21 protein-coding genes are annotated in these 21745 nt (G+C 51.4%); 8 read left to right on the forward strand and 13 right to left on the reverse strand.

The window, feature by feature from the left end; genetic code table 11:
• The first annotated feature begins 883 nt into the window (after nt 1–883).
• Nucleotides 884–1396: a toxin-antitoxin system YwqK family antitoxin gene (locus HMPREF1640_RS10710; protein WP_036894596.1), complete on the forward strand. Its 513-nt coding sequence runs from the start codon at nt 884–886 to the stop codon at nt 1394–1396.
• Between the two features lie 220 nt (nt 1397–1616).
• On the opposite strand, the gene HMPREF1640_RS10715 is transcribed toward HMPREF1640_RS10710, so the two are convergent.
• The 9 genes from HMPREF1640_RS10715 to HMPREF1640_RS10755 all read right to left on the reverse strand — a co-directional run bounded on the left by HMPREF1640_RS10715 (nt 1617) and on the right by HMPREF1640_RS10755 (nt 8432).
• Nucleotides 1617–2423 carry an exodeoxyribonuclease III gene (locus tag HMPREF1640_RS10715; RefSeq protein WP_036894597.1) on the reverse strand — a complete coding sequence of 269 codons (807 nt, stop codon included), beginning with the start codon at nt 2421–2423 and terminating at the stop codon, nt 1617–1619.
• A gap of 4 nt (nt 2424–2427) precedes the next feature.
• Nucleotides 2428–3033, reverse strand: coding sequence for a DUF4840 domain-containing protein (locus HMPREF1640_RS10720; protein ID WP_036894599.1), 606 nt, complete (start codon nt 3031–3033; stop codon nt 2428–2430).
• Complete coding sequence (gene folE / locus HMPREF1640_RS10725; protein ID WP_036894601.1) at nt 3033–3614, reverse strand: GTP cyclohydrolase I FolE; 582 nt, start codon at nt 3612–3614, stop codon at nt 3033–3035. The genes HMPREF1640_RS10720 and folE overlap by 1 nt, the downstream gene beginning before the upstream one ends.
• A 65-nt stretch (nt 3615–3679) precedes the next feature.
• A complete protein-coding gene (locus HMPREF1640_RS10730; RefSeq protein ID WP_036894602.1) occupies nt 3680–4372 on the reverse strand; it encodes an SPOR domain-containing protein in 693 nt (230 codons plus the stop codon).
• A gap of 175 nt (nt 4373–4547) precedes the next feature.
• The gene (gene tpiA / locus HMPREF1640_RS10735) at nt 4548–5309 is read right to left on the reverse strand and encodes a triose-phosphate isomerase (protein ID WP_036894604.1); all 762 of its coding nucleotides are present in this window, start codon (nt 5307–5309) and stop codon (nt 4548–4550) included.
• A gap of 44 nt (nt 5310–5353) precedes the next feature.
• Nucleotides 5354–6769: a BT_3928 family protein gene (locus tag HMPREF1640_RS10740; protein ID WP_081935350.1), complete on the reverse strand. Its 1416-nt coding sequence runs from the start codon at nt 6767–6769 to the stop codon at nt 5354–5356.
• Between the two features lie 42 nt (nt 6770–6811).
• Entirely contained in the window at nt 6812–7369 is a 558-nt protein-coding gene (locus HMPREF1640_RS10745; protein WP_036894606.1) for a DUF1599 domain-containing protein, read from the reverse strand.
• A gap of 413 nt (nt 7370–7782) precedes the next feature.
• Nucleotides 7783–8199 (reverse strand): RNA-binding protein, encoded by a 417-nt coding sequence (locus HMPREF1640_RS10750; RefSeq protein ID WP_052051811.1) that lies wholly within the window; start codon nt 8197–8199, stop codon nt 7783–7785.
• A complete protein-coding gene (locus HMPREF1640_RS10755; protein ID WP_156098798.1) occupies nt 8196–8432 on the reverse strand; it encodes a hypothetical protein in 237 nt (78 codons plus the stop codon). Before HMPREF1640_RS10755 ends, HMPREF1640_RS10750 begins: the two co-directional genes overlap by 4 nt.
• Before the next feature lie 366 nt (nt 8433–8798).
• Here HMPREF1640_RS10755 and HMPREF1640_RS10760 point away from each other — a divergent pair, with 366 nt between their 5' ends.
• A complete protein-coding gene (locus tag HMPREF1640_RS10760) occupies nt 8799–9443 on the forward strand; it encodes a hypothetical protein (protein WP_036894608.1) in 645 nt (214 codons plus the stop codon).
• A gap of 194 nt (nt 9444–9637) precedes the next feature.
• On the opposite strand, the gene HMPREF1640_RS13890 is transcribed toward HMPREF1640_RS10760, so the two are convergent.
• The gene (locus HMPREF1640_RS13890; RefSeq protein ID WP_255327716.1) at nt 9638–9769 is read right to left on the reverse strand and encodes a hypothetical protein; all 132 of its coding nucleotides are present in this window, start codon (nt 9767–9769) and stop codon (nt 9638–9640) included.
• A 646-nt stretch (nt 9770–10415) separates the two neighbouring features.
• On the opposite strand from HMPREF1640_RS13890, the gene HMPREF1640_RS13390 reads away from it, so the two are divergent.
• The 6 genes from HMPREF1640_RS13390 (at nt 10416) to nrdG (ending at nt 16650) form a co-directional block, all read left to right on the forward strand.
• Nucleotides 10416–10643 (forward strand): hypothetical protein, encoded by a 228-nt coding sequence (locus tag HMPREF1640_RS13390; protein ID WP_156098799.1) that lies wholly within the window; start codon nt 10416–10418, stop codon nt 10641–10643.
• Nucleotides 10644–11132: 489 nt separating this feature from the next.
• On the forward strand, nt 11133–11426 hold the full coding sequence (locus HMPREF1640_RS10775; protein ID WP_036894615.1) for a hypothetical protein: 294 nt from the start codon (nt 11133–11135) through the stop codon (nt 11424–11426).
• A gap of 9 nt (nt 11427–11435) precedes the next feature.
• Complete coding sequence (locus HMPREF1640_RS10780; RefSeq protein WP_036894616.1) at nt 11436–11756, forward strand: cell division protein ZapA; 321 nt, start codon at nt 11436–11438, stop codon at nt 11754–11756.
• 21 nt (nt 11757–11777) lie between these two features.
• Nucleotides 11778–13313, forward strand: coding sequence for a ribonuclease Y (gene rny, locus HMPREF1640_RS10785; RefSeq protein WP_036894622.1), 1536 nt, complete (start codon nt 11778–11780; stop codon nt 13311–13313).
• A gap of 443 nt (nt 13314–13756) precedes the next feature.
• The gene (locus HMPREF1640_RS10790; protein WP_036894624.1) at nt 13757–15988 is read left to right on the forward strand and encodes an anaerobic ribonucleoside triphosphate reductase; all 2232 of its coding nucleotides are present in this window, start codon (nt 13757–13759) and stop codon (nt 15986–15988) included.
• A gap of 167 nt (nt 15989–16155) precedes the next feature.
• Nucleotides 16156–16650 carry an anaerobic ribonucleoside-triphosphate reductase activating protein gene (gene nrdG, locus HMPREF1640_RS10795; RefSeq protein ID WP_036894626.1) on the forward strand — a complete coding sequence of 165 codons (495 nt, stop codon included), beginning with the start codon at nt 16156–16158 and terminating at the stop codon, nt 16648–16650.
• A gap of 417 nt (nt 16651–17067) precedes the next feature.
• On the opposite strand, the gene HMPREF1640_RS10800 is transcribed toward nrdG, so the two are convergent.
• From HMPREF1640_RS10800 to HMPREF1640_RS10810, 3 genes are all read right to left on the reverse strand, one after another.
• Nucleotides 17068–18465 (reverse strand): MATE family efflux transporter, encoded by a 1398-nt coding sequence (locus HMPREF1640_RS10800; RefSeq protein ID WP_036894629.1) that lies wholly within the window; start codon nt 18463–18465, stop codon nt 17068–17070.
• Nucleotides 18466–19253: 788 nt separating this feature from the next.
• Complete coding sequence (locus tag HMPREF1640_RS10805) at nt 19254–19940, reverse strand: FKBP-type peptidyl-prolyl cis-trans isomerase (protein ID WP_081935351.1); 687 nt, start codon at nt 19938–19940, stop codon at nt 19254–19256.
• Between the two features lie 97 nt (nt 19941–20037).
• Complete coding sequence (locus HMPREF1640_RS10810; protein ID WP_036894630.1) at nt 20038–21606, reverse strand: glycine--tRNA ligase; 1569 nt, start codon at nt 21604–21606, stop codon at nt 20038–20040.
• Between the last annotated feature and the right edge of the window lie 139 nt (nt 21607–21745).

Here is a 21745-nt window from a genome sequence, read left to right on the forward strand (position 1 = left end):
CAATGATCAAAAAAACAGTAATTATATTTTATAAAATCAAGAACAGAGAGTGTGGGATGGGGGGCGAAGAACGCATGGAGACAGCCGCGGCGGATACAAGAAACGGACGGGCGCGGCGGAAATTTACGCGCGTGAACTTTTAGCCTGCGTCATGCCTTCCTGTTTTTGTCCCGCTCGCGGTTTCGCGGTTGCCGCAATCGCAGGGACTCACCGCGCCCCCCAAAAGAGCTGCCGCGACTACCAAAACGCCAACCTGAAAGATACCATGATGAGACATAGACCGAAGTAAGAGAATTGAGCTAAATTGAAAACAACAGGCGGTCATTTTTTGTTACTTTGATAATTGTGCTGCGTTAACAGCATGAAAAATACCAATATTAACTTGCAATATGTCGGGAAACAGACCGTAGAACTTTCAAAATAAAACACGCGCAGATTTAAGCCGACCTTTCATTGTCATGAACACACGAAAAATTGACATCTCATTGATAGACAAAAAGAAACTATTTTGTCATATTGAAAGTTATTAAAGGGTGTTTAATAACAATCTGTTTTATAGGTAATTTATATTTACAACCACATCGCAAACAAACTAATTTCTCTTCGATATTTTACCAATAATTATATGACAAATACATCTTATAATCTGACACATTGATATTAAATAGCGTTATTCTCCCTGTTTAAACTCATACATTATTGCAATATGTAAGCAAATCTGAAAATATTGATAAAGTTTCAAATTGAAAGGCAAAAGTTTTTATCGACTGTTTATTCGACGAAAAATAATTATAAATTACTGTTAAATAATTAGGCCAGTTAGCATTTTATGTATACCTTTGCGGCGTGATAATAACAAACCTAATATTTAAGAGGAACCAAAATGAAAAATATCGTACTAATCTCAGCCATGACGCTCATTTCCATGGCAAGTTTCGGACGCAAGCACGTCAGCGAAACAGCGGTCGTAGTTGCAGACACTATTTACTATGCAGCCGATCAAACTTCTGTTAGCCAAGCGGACCAAGCGGCTTATTACAGGCTGCTGCTCTCTCAAGACAAAGGCAACAAGAAAGAAGATGTCTTCACGGACTACTATATGGACGGCACGCTGAAGGCCGAAGGGGGTTACAACTTCATCGACCTTGGCAACGACAAAAACAGCATTTTCAACGGATCGGTGACCACCTACTACGTTAATGGCAAAGAAAAACTCAACGGCAAATACGTGAATGGCAAGCGTGAAGGTTATTTCACACTGCACATGCGCAACGGAAGCATCGCCGTGATAGCATACAAAGACGGGAAGTCAAGATTTGACTATTTCATGGTAACCAACCCTGACGGAACGCAAGAAAAAAGGTCTCTCTCCGAGATTAAAAGCCTTTTACAATAAGAAATGGATATTTCTAACGAAGAAAATATTAAAAAGTCCTTTAGTTTAGCATTTCAAACCATAAAATAAATCTCTCTTACAATAAATAATACGAAAATAACTACTAAACAGAAAAGGAAGGCCCGCATTCGTGAGAATGTGGGCCTTTATGTGTTAGGATATATCACTTGTTTATGACAAAGGCATACGCACCACCAAATGGGCGCACGGTGCCAACGAGTCAACGTATATCAAGCAGCAGCTCCACGGGGCAATGGTCGCTGCCGTAAATCTCCGTGTGTATCTTGGCGTCTATCATTTTCTCCCGCAATCGATCGGACATGAGAAAATAATCCAACCGCCAACCGGTGTTTCGCTCACGCGCCCGGAAGCGGTAGCTCCACCAACTGTACGTCACTTGGTCTGGATGCATTGTTCGAAAAGTGTCTATAAAGCCCACCCCGAGCAGCTCCGTCATCTTGCCCCGCTCCTCATCGGTAAAACCGGCGTTGTTACGATTGGTCTTGGGATTTTTGATATCTATCTCCTCGTGAGCCACGTTCAGGTCACCACAAACAATGACCGGCTTATGCTCGTCGAGTTTTTTCAAATACGTTCTGAACGCATCCTCCCACTCCATACGGTACGACAGCCGTCTGGGCTTGACCTCATCGGGCAAAGACTCTTGAGAGTTGGGGGTGTAAACGGTGACTAAATAAAACGCGGGATACTCCAACGTGATAACCCTTCCCTCTTGGTCGTGCTCCTCAATGCCCATCCCTCGCATCACGCTCAATGGCTCATGGCGAGCGTAGATAGCCGTACCGCTATAACCTTTGCGCACGGCATAGTTCCAAAAAGAACGGTACCCCTCAAACTCCAAGTCCAGCTGGCCAGCCTGCATCTTGGTTTCTTGCAGACAGAAAAAATCCGCGTCGAGGCTCTTGAAAACTCTCTCGAAGCCCTCGCTAACGACATTTCCCTCCTTGTCGGTCTTGGGCTTGACACACGCGCGAAGCCCATTTACGTTCCAGGAAATAAACTTCATGGACTTAACCTTTTGATGTTGCTATTAGTTTAAAAACGGTTCTGCGGAACAAGTCGCCCGTCTGCGTCACCTTGTCAATATACAACGCATATGTGTTCATCATAAATATCATCTCCTTGGTAGATATCTTGAAAATGCCAACAGACGTCTCATTGCCATTAAAGAAGACAATATGGCTATCGTGCTCCGTGTTATCAACCTTCCATTTGAAATCAATACTATGTGGCATCACGTTTAGAGTGTACAAGTCGTCCTCAACGCTGTAAAAGCCAATGTTGCATTTTAAGTCCTCGTTGGGCAAATTCTTCAAGGCATCCAAAAGCTGCGGATTGGCTTGTGGCGTTAAACTTTGGGAGAAAATACTTCGTGGAAAGTCTTTAATGGTGATAACAGAGTCCACTGTCCAAGTAATGTTTTTAATCGTGTCAGGGATCTTTCCCGGGTCTGACGTATACACCATTTTGCCGTGATAAGTGCCTTCCATTGTCTTGACGGCCGCGCTCATTTTCTCCTGTGTCAACACGTTTTGGGTGTTGTTGTCATCCAAACAAGACGCCATGCCGCATACGACGATGGCGCAAGTCAAGAATAAAGCTAACTTTTTCATCATTATTTATGTCTTATAAGGTTCATAAATTCCTCCCTCGTTTTGGCTTGGTTGAAAGCCCCGCAAAAGTCAGAGGTAGTAGTGACGCTATGCTGTTTTTCCACGCCACGCATCTGCATGCACATGTGGCTGGCCTCTATGACGACCATAACGCCAAGCGGTTGGAGTGTCTCTTGGATGCAATCCTTGATTTGTTGGGTCAGTCTCTCTTGCACTTGCAGCTTGTGGCTGAGTATATCCACCACGCGAACCACCTTGCTCAAACCTGTGATATAGCCATTTGGGATATAGGCCACGTGGGCTTTGCCGTAGAATGGCAGCATATGGTGCTCGCACATGGAATAGAAATCGATGTCCTTGACGATGACCATCTGGTTGTAATCTTCTTTGAAAAGCGCGTCCCTGAGCACCTGATGGGCATCCTCGAAATAACCGCGGGTGAGTGTTTGCATGGCCTTGGCCACGCGCATGGGGGTCTTTACAAGCCCCTCGCGACTTGGGTCCTCGCCCAAAAGTTTCAAAATCTCCTTGTAATGGGCAGCGAGCTCATCCAGCCCGTCGCGGTATCCTGGTTCCAAAATCATAGTGTTATAGGTATAATGTAGATATTTTATAATAATTAAACGTGAATGTTACCTTCGCGGAAACACTAATATTGCACCGTTATCTTGCCTTTTACGATGGTCGCCGACCGATAACCCATACTCCTGATCCGTCTCAACACACGGTTTGCCTCCGCGTAAGCGCGATAGTTTCCCATACGGCAAATCCATCTTGGCGAATAAAAGTGCACATAAATCGGCTCTTCAGGAAATTGCAGCTTAACGGCATTGCCTATCTGTTGAGCTTTCATCTTGTCGTCGCGCGTATTTCCACCGGCAAAAACCTGCACTCTATAACCATTGATTTTTCTGCTGCCACGCATCACCTTTTTGCTCATATCCACCACCGGAACATGAACCTCCATTCCTGTTTTATCAGGCTTGGCGGTTGCGCGCGAAGTGCCACCAAAAGTTTTACCCATGTCGACATTACGATGAGCAGGCACATATTCCGACGCTTTCTCCCGTGGTCTCGTAACACCCTGCGCAGGCTTGACGGCCGCGGCGACGCTCGCCGACGGTCTGCTCACGGGTTTGGCAATGCCATTGGCGGGTTTGGATGGTGTTGCCGTCGCGCCTAAATGGTTCACGAGTTCATCTATTGTGGTGCTTTGGGTGACAGTGACCTTGCCTTCCGCGTCATTGTTCTGTCTCAAATGGTCAAGAAAAGTCTGTGCCTCGGCATTGAGAGCCAAGCACCAAATCATCATGCCAAGGGCTACATGTTTCTTTCTGTTCATAGAGTATCGAACTTAAATCCATTCACGCCACGACCGCGATGGCGTGTCATCTTGCGTGCATCTCATTCGACTAAATTGGGAACAACGAGCCGGAGAGCGATCGCCAAGCGCATTTGGCGTACAGGCTTTCGCCCTCCAGCCCAGATCTCCCAATGTCAATCAACGGTCCTTGTCATTATTTTTTCCATGCGTCGATGATGCCTTTGAAATCGGACGCCTTCAGCGAGGCGCCACCAATGAGGCCACCATCGATGTCAGGCTTGGCGAAAAGCTCGGGGGCGTTGCTCGCCTTGCAGCTTCCTCCATATAAGATAGACGTGTTGTCGGCTGCTTCTTTGCCATATTTTTCGGCCACAATAGAACGAATGTAGGCCAACATTTCCTCGGCTTGGTCAGACGTGGCGGTCTTGCCAGTGCCAATTGCCCAGATAGGCTCATAGGCCAAAACGATGTTCTTCCACTCATCACTTGAGAGATGGAAAACAGACCCCTCCAACTCGGCCTTTACCACCTCGTTTTGCCTTTCGGCCTCGCGCTCCTCAAGAGTCTCGCCACAGCAAAAAATCACTTTTAAGCCATTGGCCAACGCCAAAGCCACCTTGTCCTTGAGAATGGCCGCCGTCTCACCATAGTATTGACGCCTTTCTGAGTGTCCGAGTATCACGTATTGCGCGCCAGTAGACTTCACCATAGACGCGGAGACCTCGCCAGTGTAGGCGCCGCTTTCCTTGTCAGAGCAGTTCTCGGCGCCCAAGCCGACCACTTTCTCGTCTAGCACCTCGGCCACTTTCGCCAGATGGATGAACGGCGTGCATACCACCACCTCACAATTGGGTTTGTCCGCCACGAGCATGTCGTTGATTTCCTTGGCCAATGCCACGCCGTCCTGCAGATCTTTGTTCATTTTCCAGTTTCCCGCTACAATTTTCTTTCTCATTGTTACAACTTTTAAAAATTAAACACCTTGATTGTATTATATCGCTATTCGATTTCAACTGTCCCCTCTCGCTTGTCGCTCACATACCTCGCCTTGCGTCTCAGCCTGCCACTCCAAGCCCATGCGCGATCGGCCAAGGTGAGCGAGATGAGGGGTATAAAAAACCAAGCCAGCACCTGCGCCACAATTTTGCCCACGGCGCCGGGCGCCGGATGTCCTATCTCCGACTTGGCGAGAGGCTCAACCAGCTCGTCGCTTTTGGGCAAGCCGTTATGGCTCCACTTTCTGATGATTGTTCCATCCTTGAGCAATAGCAGCCCGGGATTGCTGCGAATGACAGTCTTAAGGGTGGTCTCGTCAGTGAAATAAAATGGGTATTCGGCACCGGTGATATTTTTCCAATGGTCTATCTCGGATTTGGAGGATGCCGTCAGGCAGCAGAATGGCACTTTCGCTTGTCGCGCATACTCATAGATTTGGTCTATGTCGCCAAAATTTGTGTCATTGGCTCTACCCAAATGGGGCGACACGAGCAGGAAAAGATAGCCCGGACGCGACAGCGTCTCCTCTGTGATGTCATAGCCATCGGCTCGCTGTATGGAGAAATCGTGGATGGGAGGAATGTAGCCCGGCTCAATCTGCACGGTTTTCGAGTCGACAAACCGCCACGTGGAGTCTGGATAATTCTCAAGCGAGAATTCCTTGCGCTGACCGTTTTTTTCCATGATAAAGGTAGTCTCAAACTTAGGCTGGGGAGCGCCTTCGGGTATCTCCATTCCTTTCAGGATGTTCACGCCAACGCGATAGGGGCGAAAATCGAATATCGGCAGTTTGTAGAGGCAATAGCCAGAAGTGGCGATAATGAACAAGATGGTGAAATTAACGGCTATCCACTGGGTGGAGCGCGAGAGGAAACGATACATTGCCAAAGGCCATTTGGCCAGCGCGATGGCACAAGCCAGCAGCACGATATTCTTGAGAAATGTCTCCACGTTGGTCAGCGTGACAAAGTCACCGAAACACCCACAGTCTTTCACGGGGTTGGCCACCAATATCCATAGCGTGACTATGGTCATCGCGGACATGAGCGCCAACGCCAACTTGGAGACCAAACGGCGGCGGATAGCGAACAAGACGAATATACCAATAGAGAACTCAAAGGCGGACAACAGCACCGAGGCGCCTATCGTCATCACGTCGGGAGCCATGCCCGGCCACCCGATGGCTGTCAAATAGTCTTGTATCTTGTATTGCGTGCCCAATGGGTCGATGGCTTTCACGAAGCCCGAGAGCACAAGCGTGCCGCCCAACACCAAACGACATGCGTTCACGACCACGCGCGTCAACCATCCGCCACGCGCGCCAACGCCATGTTCGGCGTCTCGCGAGGTCGGCGCCGTCGACGCGGGCTCAATGCCAATGGAACGCGCGCCTGTCCGTTTACTATCGTCTTGCCGCATTTGTTATCCGCTTGAGTTATTGAGTGTCCATACCGCGCACAGTCAACTTTTGGGGTTGTTTTCCGAGAGTCTTATCACGCCAAAGACAGCGTAATTGATAATATCGAGATAATTCGCGTCGATGCCCTCGGAAACCAATGCCTCACCGGCAATGTCCTCCAATTCCTTCACGCGCTCTATCTTGGTGAGTATAAGATCTGTATAGCTGCTCACCCGCATGTCCCTCCATGCCTCGCCATAATCGTGGTTTTTCTTGGTCATAAGCTCAAAAGCCTGCCGGGCGCGCGCGTCATACAGGGCCAACGCCGCCTCCACGGTCATGTCCACGGTGTCGGCAAACCCGAGCTCTATCTGTATCAACCCCACGATGCCATAATTGACAAGCGCGACAAACTCTGGCCTGATACCCTCGCCCACCATCGATTCTCCCAATATCTCAAGCGACCTGACGCGCTTGGCCTTGATAAAAAGCTGGTCGGTAAGCGACGACGGCCGCAATATGCGCCACGACGCACCATAATCATGCAACTTCTTGGCAAAAAGCTCACGGCATTCTGCCATCACATCTTTAAACTGTTGGTCTGTATCAGGTTTTGCCATAACAATTGCAAAGTTACTCAAATAAATTGTAATCTTGCAATTGTACAATGAAAATTAACGACCATAAGCAAGCCCCGAAAATTATTTTCATCACATTTGCTCCTATTTCTTCAGCAGGCATCAAGCGCCAAGGGGGTCGCGCGAAAAACCACACAACCCACGAACGCCAAGGCGACGACGCCAAGACGACATGAAGACGCCAACCAAGCGAGACATAAAAGGCAAGAAGGCAAACCGTCATTTTAGTCTTGAAAAGCTTGCACACCTTATATTATATGGCGCGCATGGCATTGTGACCACGCGCGCCTGTACCCGTCGCCTCAAAAGACAGCCATGGCGCGAAGAGTGAAGACAACGCCACGCGCTTGGCTTGGCGCCACGGCCAGGGCATGGCGCGATCGCGTCAAGGCGGATTAGTAACGGTCTTCGCGACCGTAGCCATCGTTGTCGTCATAACGGCCGCGCGCGTCGTGGCCGTAGCCACCGTGGCCTTCGCCGTACGACCTGCGATTGTCACGACCGTAGCCGCCACGAGGGCCGCGGCCGTAACCGCGAGGGCCGTCAAAGTTGGCGCGAGGCCTGCGCTCCTCGCGAGGGCGAGCCTGGCTCACGTTGAGTTCTTTTTCCTCAAATTCTTTGCCATTCAAGGCCTCAATGGCAGCGTTGGCCTCGTCGTCGTTGGGCATCTCCACGAAGCCAAAGCCACGCGAGCGACCGGTCTCGCGGTCTGTGATGATATGGGCGGATTCCACATCGCCATAATTGGAGAAAAGTTCTTCAAGACTCTCTTGCCGAGTGCGAAAGTTGATGTTTGATACAAAAATGTTCATTGTTTTTTAATATTACAAAATAAAATAGGTTTATCACTCCATTCATGACGATGGCGCAAGGTCGCAAAACCGCGAGCCACCGTCGCCAGCAAACCATGGAAAGCGCTCTTGCCCCGAACGCGACCAGAAAGATAATGGAGATAAACCGCTGTCCCAACAGCCCAAAGAAGCTCATCGTCGATTTTCTCAAAATCCAACATTCTGTCCACTCTACAGTAAGCTACAAGAAACATTATTTTGAGGTCAATTATTACGATGACACGTCCGCCACTATTTGGGAGAAAGAGCATTGTGAAGAATAGATACTACAAAACCATTCGTTCTTATGCCGGCAAAGGTATGTAAATAAATTCACACGACACCATGAACACACGTCTTTTTTAAAGATTTTCCATCAAAATAACGCGCAACCATCATCCACTCACATCGCCAAAAGCCATTTGCCAAACCACTTTTAGCCACAAAGTCACACGCAAACTCTCTTTTTGGGATGGCCCGACGACTATTTATTTAAATAATTTTGAGTTCTCGCAATATTGTACTACTTTTGCAAACACTAATTACATTTACAACTCACACACTGTAAAGCCAATACACTTATGGGATTTTTGTCAAAGATATTCGGCGGAAAGGCGCAAGACGAGAAAACCGGAGGCATGCAAGACTACATGACCTTGGTGCGCGTATACTTCCAAGCCGCGTTAGCCTCTCAATTAGGTATCACCAATTTGGCCATGCTGCCCGACTTGCGGATGTTCAAAAACACCCTGCGCGTGCCCACCCTAAACAACAAGTTGGGCGAGGGAGAGAAAACGCAGTGCAAAAAGATGATGAGAGAAATCTATGGAACCGACGACAGCTTCTTCAAGGAAATAGACCAAAGCATACGCCGAAACTGCAAGCGCATTACCGACGTACAAGTCTACATGATTCAGTTTCAGAACTTCTCGCAAGACCTCATGATGACGGTAAGCAACCTTATGAAATTCAAACTGCGCGTGCCATCCATTTTCAAGAAAGCCATCTATACCATGACCGAGAAAACCGTTGACGACATTTTCACGAAAAACAATTTCACGGACGCAAGCGTCATGAAGACCGCTTTGGGCATTCGAAAATACAACCATCGGTTGGGATTTTCACAAAAATGGATCGCCGATTTTATATTTCAAGTAGTGATGCTCGCTAAAAAAGAGCCCAAAGCAGGGCAAGAGGATGCCGCCAACAACAAGAAACAAGGCTGACGCCACAAACCTGCGGTCCGTTATCATTTGAGACAATGGCCATGCGGCTTTCCATCGCCAGCCGAAAGATCCTTTGACAGTACGACCTTTTAACTTTCGGCTTGGCACGCTCCGGCACCCATCGAAAATTATTTTTGACGCATGCGCCCCGCCATGGATGCCTTTGTGGGGTAGACGCGCGGAGACTTCTTGCCTTACTTGCTGACACTGCTCGGGCCGTTGGCCACATAGCCAGCGGCCCGTCCATGTTCAGACTGCGCCGGAAAAGGGAAGGTTGAGCCACCCCACCTGTTGACGCGCCCGGCTTGCGCGCGTATGAAATTCATGCCGCAAGTCCGCTCGCGACGGGCGCGGCGACGCCCCCATCCGGGCGAGACGTATTTTTTTTGTCACCATGCGCAAAAAAGTGTGTTTTCAAGAGCGGATTTTCGAAAGTTTTTCCTAACTTTACAAATGAGTTTTTGATGGCATCCCCCCATGTGCCTCCCTATCTTGGCAGAATGGTCCCGATGCCATTCACTTGACGTTCATTCCACCATAAACCTACTGGCAACCTGCCACGTGACCAAATCTTATTAGCTGTACACAGTTAATCAACTCTCTCATTTCCATAATTATCACATCAGAATTGACGGAGTGCTGACATTGCCAATCATTTTTTTAATGTCATGAGAAAAGAAAAAAACATAAAAGCCACATACCGTAAGCCCACGGTAGAAGTTTATCCGTTACTTGAGGAGTGCCCTATATTGGCAGGTACGAATACGGAAGTCAACGCAGGCGTTTCAATACAACCTTACGTCACAGATACGACAAATATTGATATGGGTGATAAATGCATGTGGGTCGTCACTACCGAAGATGGCGAATATATATGGACCAAAATTTGCCCCTGACAAATAATATCACCACTGTCCGAGGAAATTTTCCCATAAAGCCGGCCGCTGGCCATCCGGGACACTCGAAAGACGGATGGCTTTAACGAACGGTCCGTCCAAGGATTTCCTCTCAAAGAGCGCGTTCCCAATGGCAGTCGGGAGACACCAAGCTCCCGGCCCGCACGGCCTTGCCCACGAGGCGGCAGCCCCCACGCTCCATGAGGTCCAGGCCCATTGCCACAATGTCGCCATCCGAGGCAATGGGCACGCGGCTTGCCGACGCCCCCGCGACATCATGGGAACGCCATGCGCCCAACGCTGAAAAAACACGACAAACACACGCTGAGAAATCGCGTGTTCGCAAAAGGCAGGCATGCCGCGCGCGAACACGCGATTCTCGGCGTTTTTCATAACTCGTTTTCAGCGAGTCGTTTACAAACCTTCCCAGGCCGTCCCGGCCATCACCAATCGCCACGCGTCGCGCCTTTAGACGCCATTCGCATGCCGTTTGGACGCCATTCGCAAGCCGTTTGGGGCCAAATCACGACACGAACAAGGCCTAAACGCCACGCCATTAGATAGCAATCGCCCAGAGATAATGACACAAGCGATGCTCAGAACGCCAGAAAACATGCCCCCTACCCATTAAAATCACCGTAGAACAGTCTACCGTCAGGGGGCCAATTTTATGACTTTCTTTGGACAAAAAACGCCTCGCATACCCCCTCCCGACATGGACTGGGCGAAGAATTAAGCGAAAACACTTGCATTTGTCAAGTAAAATCTTTAAATTTGCAGAAAATGTATCGTCATGGACGCAACCGAACAAACCATCAACACCTTTACCACTCGCGTCAGGCAGATGATCCTCCAATACAACGAGCTGAGGCGGGAGAACGCCCGCCTGCATGCCATGGTGGGCGAGAAAGACGCTCAAGTGAGACAATTGGAGGCACGGTTAGCGCAGCTCAGAAACGACTACGATATGTTAAAACTGGCCAAGATGCTCACCGTGACCGACGGAGACTTGGAGGTTGCCAAGAAGCGCGTGGCCGGACTTGTCAGAGACGTTAACAAATGTATCACTCTGCTGAGTGAGAAATAAACGGGTGCGATGGCAGAAGATAATGCAAACAAGATAAACATAAGGCTACACGTTTACGACACAGACATCATGGTTCGCGTTCCAAGAGAAGACGAACACTTGTATCGTAAAGGCAATGAACTCATCAATGAGCTCATGAACGCTTACAACGCCAACTTCAAAGGCAGCAAGAGCGACCGTGAGATCACCTATTTTGCCATGATTGACTTGGCGCTAAGATTGCAACGACAACTCGAGCGCAACGACACCAAGCCTTACAAGGATATTCTTTTGACGTTGACTTCTGAAATCGAGGCCGCGCTCTCCGACAAAAACGCTAAAGAATATTAACCCAAAAAACGTATATTTTTAATGACAAGCATTATCGTCGCGGCAATCGTAGCCATGCTCATAGGCGGCATGGCCGGATACGCCATATTCCGGTACGTAGCTACCGGAAAATACAAACAGATAATCGACACGGCCGCCAAAGAGGCCGAGGTGATCAAGGAGAAGAAGCTCCTGGAAGTGAAAGAGAAGTTCCTCAACCAAAAAAGCGAGCTTGAAAAAGAGGCCCAGCAGCGAATCCAAAAACTGCAACAAAACGAGAACAGGCTGAGACAACGGGAAATGTCGCTAAACCAACGACAGGAAGAAATGGGCCGAAAGAAGCAAGAGCTGGACCAAAACATGGCCTACGTGGACAAGGAGCGCAAGGGCATCGCCACGAGGCAAGCCGAGCTCGAGAAAATGAAAGCCCAAGAACGCGTCAAGTTAGAGGAGCTCTCTGGCTTGTCAGCCGAGGAGGCCAAGGAGCGATTGGTGCAAAGCATGAAAGACAAAGCGCACATGGACGCCGCCGGATACATCAACGAGGTGATGGACCAAGCCAAGCTCGACGCCAACCAAAAGGCTCGCAAGATAGTGATACAAACCATCCAACGCGTGGCGACGGAGACCGCCATCGAAAACTCGGTGAGCGTGTTCCACATTGACAACGACGAGGTGAAAGGACGCATCATCGGACGGGAAGGCCGCAACATCAGAGCCCTGGAGGCCGCCACGGGTGTGGAAATAGTGGTGGACGACACGCCAGAGTCTATCGTCATATCAGCCTTCGACCCCGTGCGCCGCGAAGTATGCCGGCTGGCCCTGCACCAATTGGTGGCCGACGGCCGCATCCATCCGGCGCGCATCGAGGAAGTGGTGGGCAAAGTGAAAAAACAATTGGACAACGAGATACTCGAGACCGGCAAACGAACGGCCATCGACCTGGGCATCCACGGGCTGCATCCAGACCTCGTGCGCATCGTGGGCAAGATGAAATACCGTTCGTCTTACGGCCAAAACCTGCTGCAACACGCACGCGAGACAGCCAACCTTTGCGCGGTGATGGCGGCCGAGCTGGGACTGAACCCCAAGAAAGCCAAACGCGCCGGGCTACTGCACGACATAGGCAAGGTGCCCGACGAGGAAAGCGAGATGCCCCACGCCCTGCTTGGCGGCAAGATAGCCGAGCGATACAAGGAGAAACCAGACATCGTGAACGCCATCGCCGCGCACCACGACGAGGTGGAAATGGAAACGCTCTTGGCGCCCATCGTACAAGTGTGCGACGCCATCTCCGGAGCCAGGCCGGGAGCGCGCAGGGAGATAGTCGAGGCGTACATCAAACGCCTTAACGACCTGGAAGCGCTGGCCATGAGCTACCCCGGCGTAACCAAGACCTACGCCATACAGGCCGGGCGAGAGCTGCGCGTCATTGTCGGGGCCGACAAGATGACCGACGAGGAGAGCACAAGACTGAGCAACGAAATCGCCGAGAAAATACAAAACGAGATGACATACCCCGGCCAAGTCAAGATCACGGTGATCAGGGAGACACGGTCGGTGGCTTACGCCAAATAGCGCGCAAGCGTCACCATGCGCCCACAAACGGTCGCGGCACGCCAACAAGGCATGTCGCGACCGTTTGCTTCGCGCCAGCGGCAGGGAGAGCCTCCATCAAAGCCGCAGAATATAGACCGCACGCGTAACCGCCAAGCTATTAAATGGATAGAGCACCCAACCCAAAAACAGCGTTGAAAGGAAAGCGCCCAACTATCTAAATGGCAAACAAATAGGCCCATCGAGGCCCAAATTGTTAACCAAAACGAACAACTGCAACTCGCGCAAAACAACCAAAGTTTTCCATTTTATTTTACAACATGCTGAAAACCAACTGTTTAATATTTATTAACGCGACAAAAGTTATCCAAAAAGAACAACGTACGGATTATTTTAGTACATTTGCATCGCCATTCAGGCAAAGAATATTTATCACTATAATTACACCCAATAAAATTAACGAAATGATACAAACAGTTGTCAAACGCGACGGCAGGATCGTGGGTTTCAACGACCAAAAGATACAAGCCGCCATCAGAAAAGCCATGCTTCACACCGAGAAAGGCGAAGACGAAAGGCTCATCGTCCGCATCAGCGACCACATCTCGACCAAAGGCAAATCCCAAATGTCAGTGGAAGACATACAAGACGCCGTGGAAGTGGAGCTGATGAAGAGCGCGCGCAAAGACGTGGCGCAGAAATACATCGCCTATCGCAACCAACGCTCCATAGCCCGAAAGGCCAAGACGCGCGACATATTCATGGAGATAGTGAACATCAAAAAGAACGACGTGACACGCGAAAACGCCAACATGAACGCCGACACGCCAGCCGGCATGATGATGAAATTCGCCTCGGAAAGCACCAAGCCCTTCGTGGACGACTACCTCTTGTCCGAAGAAGCGCGCGACGCCGTCAAGCACAATCTCATCCATGTGCACGACAAGGACTACTACCCCACCAAGTCGCTCACCTGCGTACAGCATCCGTTGGACCACATATTGCAATACGGTTTCGTGGCTGGCCACGGTTCGTCCAGGCCCGCCAAGCGCATTGAAACGGCATCGGTCCTGGCGTGCATATCGCTCGAGACATGCCAAAACGAGATGCACGGCGGACAAGCCATACCAGCCTTCGATTTTTATTTGGCGCCTTACGTGCGCTCCTCATATATAGAAGAGGTGGAGACATTGGAGCGTCTTACCGGCAAAGACCTGGCGCGACTGAAGCACGCGGAGATAGACGACTTCGTGGAAAAAGACCTGCAAGGCATGGAGGGCGACGATCGCTTGATGCAGCACGCCATTAACAAGACAGTGAACAGGGTACACCAAGCCATGGAGGCTTTTATCCATAACATGAACACCATACACTCGCGCGGCGGCAATCAGGTGGTATTCTCATCTATCAACTACGGCACGGACACCTCCGCCGAGGGACGGTGCGTGATGCGCGAGCTGCTCAAATCCACCTACGAGGGGGTGGGGAATGGCGAGACCGCGATATTCCCCATACAAATTTGGAAAAAGAAAAGAGGCGTAAACTATCTGCCGGGAGATCGCAACTATGACCTATACTGCTACGCTTGCAAGGTGACCGCCAGACGCTTCTTCCCCAACTTCCTCAACCTTGACGCCACATTCAACCAAAACGAGAAATGGAAAGCCGACGACCCCGAGCGTTACAAGTGGGAAATCGCGACAATGGGTTGCCGCACTCGCGTGTTTGAGGACCGCTTCGGCGAGAAGATGTCGGTGGCGCGTGGAAACCTGAGTTTCACCACGATCAACATCGTGAAACTGGCCATCGAGTGCATGAGCGTCACAGACAAAGACGAGCGTATCAACCTCTTTTTTGCCAAATTGGATCATCTTTTGGAGCTAACCGCCAAACAATTGGACGACCGATTCCAATTCCAAAAGACCGCCTTCGCCAAACAATTCCCGTTGCTCATGACCAAGTTATGGACCGGGTGCGAGAAGCTCAGACCAAACGACACGATAGAAAGCGTTATCAATCACGGCACGCTGGGCATCGGATTTATCGGCCTCGCGGAGTGCCTCGTGGCACTGACAGGCAAGCATCACGGCGAGAGCGAGGAGTCGCAGGCGTTGGGATTGAGAATAGTGACTTACATGCGGGACCGAGCCAACGACTTCTCGGAGCAATACCACCACAACTACTCAATACTCGCCACGCCGGCAGAAGGCCTGAGCGGCAAGTTCACCATGGTGGATCGCAGGGAGTTTGGCGTCATACCTGGCGTGACGGACCGCGACTATTACACCAACTCCAACCATGTACCGGTTTATTACAAGTGCTCGGCGCGCCACAAAGCCGAAGTGGAGGCGCCCTATCACGACCTAACTCGCGGCGGCCATATATTCTACGTGGAGATTGACGGGGACGCCACGCACAACCCCGACGTAATCAAAGGCGTGGTGGACATGATGGACAAGTTCAACATGGGCTATGGCTCCGTAAACCACAACCGCAACCGTTGCATGGAATGCGGGTACGAGAACGCCGACCCCAACCTTGAGACTTGCCCCAAATGCGGCAGCCACAACATAGACCGCCTGCAACGAATAACGGGCTATCTCGTGGGAACGACAGACCGATGGAACCACGGCAAGCTGGCCGAGCTCAACGACAGGGTGCAGCACGTGAGCCGGGACCTGGACTCACGGGCGTGACAAGGGCCGACAAAGGCCACGCCGCATGGGGTGGCGGAACGCCTCGCGCACAAGCCACAATCTGGCGTGCCGGACACGTTTAGGATGTCCGACACGCCAGACTTACCCCCATCGCCCCACGCTCTCTTGTTTTTTACATCTTGTTTACCAAATTCAAACACTCACGGATGATCTCAATTTTAGACATCGTAGAAGACACCATGGTGGACGGCCCGGGATTCCGCACGTCTATATACTGTGCCGGGTGTCCGAACGCGTGCCCCGGATGCCACAACCCACAATCGTGGAACATCGCCAACGGGCGCGCCGTCAGCACCGAAGAGATTATGCGAGTGATAGAGGCCGACCCATTCGCCAACGTCACGTTCTCGGGTGGCGACCCGATGTTCCAGCCCGAAGGCTTCGCAGAATTGGCAGAAGCCATTCGCGCGAGAACAAACAAGGACATCTGGTGCTTCTCCGGATTCAAGTACGAGGCCTTGCTCAACAATCCGAGACAACGCAGGCTCTTGGAACTGATAGACGTGTTGGTGGACGGCCCTTACGTGCAAGCGTTGCGCGACGAAAGCCTTGTCTTTCGCGGATCGAGCAACCAACGCATCATCGACGTGCGGCAATCGCTGCGCGAAGGAGCCGTGGTGTTGAGACAGCTATCCGCTTGAAAAGAGAAACAAAACCTTTTTACCTTGCTTCTCGCCCCCGATTAAAGAAGCCGGGGACATTCGCCGCTGGCGCGGAAATCGACACCGAGCCGGCGCGCAAAGTTTGACCTGCGTCAAAGAAAAACGATTTCACGACACTTTTCGAACTTTATCTTTGCATATATGGCGCAAGCGTCCTTATCTTTGCCAGCTGACAATATTCAAGGTAAAAAGAACATTATGAACAAGTTGACAATCATGAACGCGCAGGCAGACTTGCAAACCAACAGTCGCCTCGCGAAGATTCTTGCCGACCGTCGCGCCACCTTGGCTCGCAAGGAAGACAAGAAAGCATAAGACCAAACGTCCCACTCTCGATAGCGATCAGGGTGGGGCGTTTGATTTTATGGGCCCGCTCGTCATTGGCGACACGCTTGGCTACGATTTGACCGTTCTGACAATCCTCATCGATTTCATCCATCCGCCTCGCCATATACGCGTCAGGAAGATGACGCCGCGAAACGTAAGCTCGCACGCCATGGCCACCCACACGCCGAGCAGGCCATGGCTTTGGGCCAGCCAACAAGCCAAAGACAAGCGCACGCACCACATGGACAGCAGGTTCATCATGGCCGGCTTGAGCGTGTCTCCCGCGCCCACGCACACGCTATAGCCCACTATCGACGCCGCGAAGAACGGCTCGGCAAAAGCCTCGACGCGCAACACGTCGGCGCCCAAAGACCTTATTTCGTCGACAGGAGACAAAAAGCCTATCATCTCGGGGGCAAATACATACATCACCAAACCCATGAAAGCCATCACGACCATGCCCATGCCGATGGTCATGTGGGCAAAACTTTTGCACAAATCGTCGCGCCCCGCACCGCGCGCCTGCCCCACAAGCGTGGTGGCGGCGTCGCCAATGCCATAGCCGGGCATATAGCACAGGCTCTCGGCGGTGATGGCAAACGAGTTGGCGGCGATGGCAAAATTGCCCAGCGGGGCCACAATGAGGGTGCTCACCACTTGAGCGCCACTCATAAGCACGCTCTGGACCGCCATTGGCAAACTAATTCTCAAAGCCTTGTAAACATAGTCCCACACCCACACGAACCGCTCTTGATCCAAGCGCAAGGCCAATATTTTGTTACGGCGCAGGGCCATGTACGACATCGGCGCCACTGTCACCACGTACGCGCACATTGTTCCGAGAGCCGCTCCCGTCACCCCAAGATGTAGCATGTAAATATAAAAATAGTTGAAAGCCACGTCGAGCGCGCACAGCGCGACGCTCAACACGCTGGGCGTCCGCATGTCGCCGGAGCTTTTTTGCATGCCGGCCATCAGATGGTAGAGCAGCACCACGGGCAGCGTCATGGCGTATACGAGAAAATAAGAGGACGCCTTGCCGGCTATGTCAGCCCCGCCACCGAGCCAATACGGCAGCGGACGGTGTATGGCGACGCCCACGGCGCACATCAACAACCCAAAAGACAAACCGAAGACGATGGCGTGCCTGAACACCGCGCGGGCCTTGGCAAAATCGTTCGCGCCAATAAAGTGAGCCACCTGAACCGTGAACCCTACGCCCATCGCCGCCATCACAGACCCCATGAGCCACGTGGTGGTCTCCACGAGCCCGATGCTCGCCGACGCCTCCGCGCCGAGATGCCCCACCATGGAGGCGTCGATGAAAAACATCATCACGGTGGTAATCTGGGCCAACATGGAGGGAACGCTCAACTCCACGATGAGGTTGAACTTTTCCCGGCCGCCCAGAGGCTGTTGGTCGCGTATCTTGGCCAAAAGCAGCTCGCTTCGTTTATTGCTTAACATATGTCTTGTTTGCGGATGTAAAGTTACGTCGTTTTCGCCGTCCGGCAAAACGATCACGACATAAACAGGGCGGTTTCCCGATGGGAAACCGCCCTGCCGTTATAATTTAACACTTCGATTGTCTGTCGCGACAACCCGAAGTGGCGTTATCTAAAAACACCTTCCTTCTACCTATCCTCACGCTCTCGACCTGTCGTCGAGTTTTTGTTATCCAGTGAGACGGGCCTTGACAGCGGCCGTCCCCACAACCTTTCTTCCCGAGCTAACACCTTGTTATTTTCTCCACTTCTTCGATAGCTATCCACATACTCGCCATTCTCGTTTGCCTATCAAGTGTTTTATGCATTCTCTACCTTCCTTTCTGAATAGCGTTAATATCCTGATGTATCCTTGCCTATTGGCTTTTTGTTGTTTACCTATTGACAATACTAAACGTAGTGGGACATTCGCATGCGCCCAAGTGTCTTGTAAAGACGATGCAAAGATAGAACGAAAAGCACGAACAAACAACGCTTTGAGGATGTTTTCCAACTGGAAACGCCCAATTCTTGATTTACATCAAAACGCCGTGTGCGCAAACAAACGACCCAAAAAACACAAAGCCAAAGACGGTAAAACCAATTGCCGGAGCCTCCAAACAGCTGCCTAACGGAGGCACTAAGCGGAAAATTAAAAAGGGGTAACAAGTAAGAAAGAGTGGCAAAAGATAACCTGAAAAAGAACAAGGCAACGCGGAGAAAACAGAAAGGCTTTCACCGCGGGCCACATACAGGGTGAAAGCCTTTCGCTCATGGTTGCTCAACAAGCCATCCTCGCTTGGCCTTGAAATCCGGAACCGGCGCGCCAGGTCGATAATAAGACACCAACTTGATGTTGAAAATCAGCATGGAATAGGCAGGTATAGCGCCGCTCCCCTCCCCGCCATAAGCCAAGGTCCAAGGCATGTACACCTCCCACTCATCGCCAACGTGCATGTGCTGCAATGCCGTGGCAAAGCCTTCCTTGAGCGCGCTCACCGCGAATTTGGCTGGGACAGCCATATCCATGGAGCTGGCATGTTTCCAACTTGAGTCAAACTCATAGCCCTTGGGATAGGATGCCGACGGCAGGAGCCTGCCCGCGTAGTGCACACGCACACTGTCCGTATAGAGTGGGCAGCCAGACCCTGTTCCCTCCTTGAGCACATGAGCCACGATATATTGTGTGTTGTCGTCGTGCTGCGTCTCCTCATAGTTCCAACTTCGTATCACTTTCCACGCTGGATCTCCAGCGGCGGCGCGCTCTTTGGCCCGCGCATAAACGCTGTTCCATTCTTTCAGGTTGGTTTCTTGCCAATGGGGAAATTCGTCTTCCTTGTCCGCGTTCTCCGCGCACGACGCAAAAAGCAGCAGCGACGCGCATGTCAATGTCGAGACAACAGCCCACGATCTTATGCGAGCAGCGCTGCTTGTAATGATATTTTGTATTCGAGACATTTGTTGTTATGCTTTATTAAAGTTGATGGTTGACGGGGCATGGCAGACACGCCACAATGGTTTGGCAAGTTGAGCGCGCCGCCCCATTCTCCTCGCGCTATTTATCCCAACCAGCTATTTGCGCACCCAGCTTCTTGAGCAGCGATGTCACGCTTACACGGTTTTCTATCAGCGAGCGCAGGTCGGCTATGTCCACGCGCCGCTGCTCCATGGTGTCACGGTATCGCAACGTCACCTTGCGGTCCTTTGGTGTGTCGTGGTCCACGGTCACGCAGAACGGCGTACCGATGGCGTCTTGGCGGCGGTAACGCTTGCCGATGGAGTCCTTGGGGTCTCCATAGTGAGTGTTGAAGTGGAATTTCAGCTCGTCCACCACCTCATGGGCTATCTCGGGCAGCCCGTCTTTCTTGTCCAACGGGAACACGGCGCACTTCACCGGGGCCAAGGCCTCGGGCAGCTTGAGCACCACGCGCGTCTCGCCGTTTTCCAAAGTCTCCTCGGTGTAAGCGTGGCACATCACGCTGAGGAACATACGGTCCACGCCGATGGATGTCTCCACATCATAGGGCGTGTAGCTCTCTTGTGTGTCGGGGTCGAAGTATTTGATGCCACGGCCGCAGTATTTCTCGTGCTGCGAAAGGTCATAGTCTGTGCGACTGTGTATGCCCTCCACCTCCTTGAAGCCAAACGGCATCTTGAACTCGATGTCGGTGGCTGCGTTGGCATAGTGGGCCAACTTCTCGTGGTCATGGTAACGATAGTTCTCGTCGCCCATGCCCAATGCCTCGTGCCAAGCCAAGCGCACCCGCTTCCAGTACTCAAACCACTTCATCTCGGTGCCGGGCTGGCAGAAGAACTGCATCTCCATCTGCTCGAACTCGCGCATGCGAAACACGAACTGGCGCGCCACTATCTCGTTGCGGAACGCCTTGCCTATCTGGGCGATACCAAAAGGCAGCTTCATGCGCCCCGTCTTCTGCACGTTGAGATAGTTCACGAAGATGCCTTGCGCCGTCTCGGGCCGCAGGTATATCTTGTTGGTGGCGTCGGAGAGCGAGCCAACTTCGGTGGAGAACATCAGGTTGAACTGGCGCACGTCGGTCCAATTCTTGGAGCCGCTCACGGGGTCGGCTATGCCCTCGTCCTCGATTATCCGCCTCAAAGCCGCAAGGTCCGGTCCCTGCATGGCCTCGGTGTAGCGGGCGTGCAGCTCGTCACGCTTTCGCTGGTTGGCTATCATGCGGGGGTTGGTGGCCCTGAACTGGGCTTCGTCAAAACGCTCGCCAAACTTCTTGGCGGCCTTTTTCACCTCCTTGTCTATCTTTTCCTCGTACTTGCCGATTTGGTCTTCTATAAGGTTGTCAGCCCGATAGCGCTTCTTGGAGTCGCGATTGTCTATGAGGGGGTCGTTGAATGCGTCCACGTGGCCGCTGGCCTTCCACACCGTGGGGTGCATAAAGATGGCCGCGTCTATACCCACTATATTCTCGTGCAGCAGCACCATCGACTGCCACCAATATTGTTTGATGTTGTTTTTCAGCTCCACGCCGTTCTGTCCGTAGTCGTAAACGGCGGCCAGCCCGTCATAGATGTCGGAACTTGGAAAAACGAAGCCATATTCCTTGCAATGGCTCACTATCTTCTTGAAAACATCGTCTTGTGCCATGTTTGTGTCTTGTTGTTTAATGTTCTAACCTTGCAAAGGTAGCGTTTTTTCCGGTATTAAAAGAACAAAACGCCGTTAATTTAATGTCACCCGCCACATAACGTTGACTCTACGGGACAACAAGAAAATCGTTTCCACA

The sequence above is a fragment of the Prevotella sp. S7-1-8 genome, assembly GCF_000758925.1.
Taxonomy (GTDB): Bacteria; Bacteroidota; Bacteroidia; order Bacteroidales; family Bacteroidaceae; genus Prevotella.

Bases quoted from the DNA above. Each gene is read 5' to 3' on its own strand.
- HMPREF1640_RS10710 (WP_036894596.1), top strand. From the start codon at position 884: ATGAAAAATATCGTACTAATCTCAGCCATGACGCTCATTTCCATGGCA.
- HMPREF1640_RS10715 (WP_036894597.1), bottom strand. From the start codon at position 2,423: ATGAAGTTTATTTCCTGGAACGTAAATGGGCTTCGCGCGTGTGTCAAG.
- HMPREF1640_RS10720 (WP_036894599.1), bottom strand. From the start codon at position 3,033: ATGATGAAAAAGTTAGCTTTATTCTTGACTTGCGCCATCGTCGTATGC.
- folE (WP_036894601.1), bottom strand. From the start codon at position 3,614: ATGATTTTGGAACCAGGATACCGCGACGGGCTGGATGAGCTCGCTGCC.
- HMPREF1640_RS10730 (WP_036894602.1), bottom strand. From the start codon at position 4,372: ATGAACAGAAAGAAACATGTAGCCCTTGGCATGATGATTTGGTGCTTG.
- tpiA (WP_036894604.1), bottom strand. From the start codon at position 5,309: ATGAGAAAGAAAATTGTAGCGGGAAACTGGAAAATGAACAAAGATCTG.
- HMPREF1640_RS10740 (WP_081935350.1), bottom strand. From the start codon at position 6,769: ATGCGGCAAGACGATAGTAAACGGACAGGCGCGCGTTCCATTGGCATT.
- HMPREF1640_RS10745 (WP_036894606.1), bottom strand. From the start codon at position 7,369: ATGGCAAAACCTGATACAGACCAACAGTTTAAAGATGTGATGGCAGAA.
- HMPREF1640_RS10750 (WP_052051811.1), bottom strand. From the start codon at position 8,199: ATGAACATTTTTGTATCAAACATCAACTTTCGCACTCGGCAAGAGAGT.
- HMPREF1640_RS10755 (WP_156098798.1), bottom strand. From the start codon at position 8,432: ATGTTTCTTGTAGCTTACTGTAGAGTGGACAGAATGTTGGATTTTGAG.
- HMPREF1640_RS10760 (WP_036894608.1), top strand. From the start codon at position 8,799: ATGGGATTTTTGTCAAAGATATTCGGCGGAAAGGCGCAAGACGAGAAA.
- HMPREF1640_RS13890 (WP_255327716.1), bottom strand. From the start codon at position 9,769: ATGAATTTCATACGCGCGCAAGCCGGGCGCGTCAACAGGTGGGGTGGC.
- HMPREF1640_RS13390 (WP_156098799.1), top strand. From the start codon at position 10,416: ATGGCTTTAACGAACGGTCCGTCCAAGGATTTCCTCTCAAAGAGCGCG.
- HMPREF1640_RS10775 (WP_036894615.1), top strand. From the start codon at position 11,133: ATGGACGCAACCGAACAAACCATCAACACCTTTACCACTCGCGTCAGG.
- HMPREF1640_RS10780 (WP_036894616.1), top strand. From the start codon at position 11,436: ATGGCAGAAGATAATGCAAACAAGATAAACATAAGGCTACACGTTTAC.
- rny (WP_036894622.1), top strand. From the start codon at position 11,778: ATGACAAGCATTATCGTCGCGGCAATCGTAGCCATGCTCATAGGCGGC.
- HMPREF1640_RS10790 (WP_036894624.1), top strand. From the start codon at position 13,757: ATGATACAAACAGTTGTCAAACGCGACGGCAGGATCGTGGGTTTCAAC.
- nrdG (WP_036894626.1), top strand. From the start codon at position 16,156: ATGATCTCAATTTTAGACATCGTAGAAGACACCATGGTGGACGGCCCG.
- HMPREF1640_RS10800 (WP_036894629.1), bottom strand. From the start codon at position 18,465: ATGTTAAGCAATAAACGAAGCGAGCTGCTTTTGGCCAAGATACGCGAC.
- HMPREF1640_RS10805 (WP_081935351.1), bottom strand. From the start codon at position 19,940: ATGTCTCGAATACAAAATATCATTACAAGCAGCGCTGCTCGCATAAGA.
- HMPREF1640_RS10810 (WP_036894630.1), bottom strand. From the start codon at position 21,606: ATGGCACAAGACGATGTTTTCAAGAAGATAGTGAGCCATTGCAAGGAA.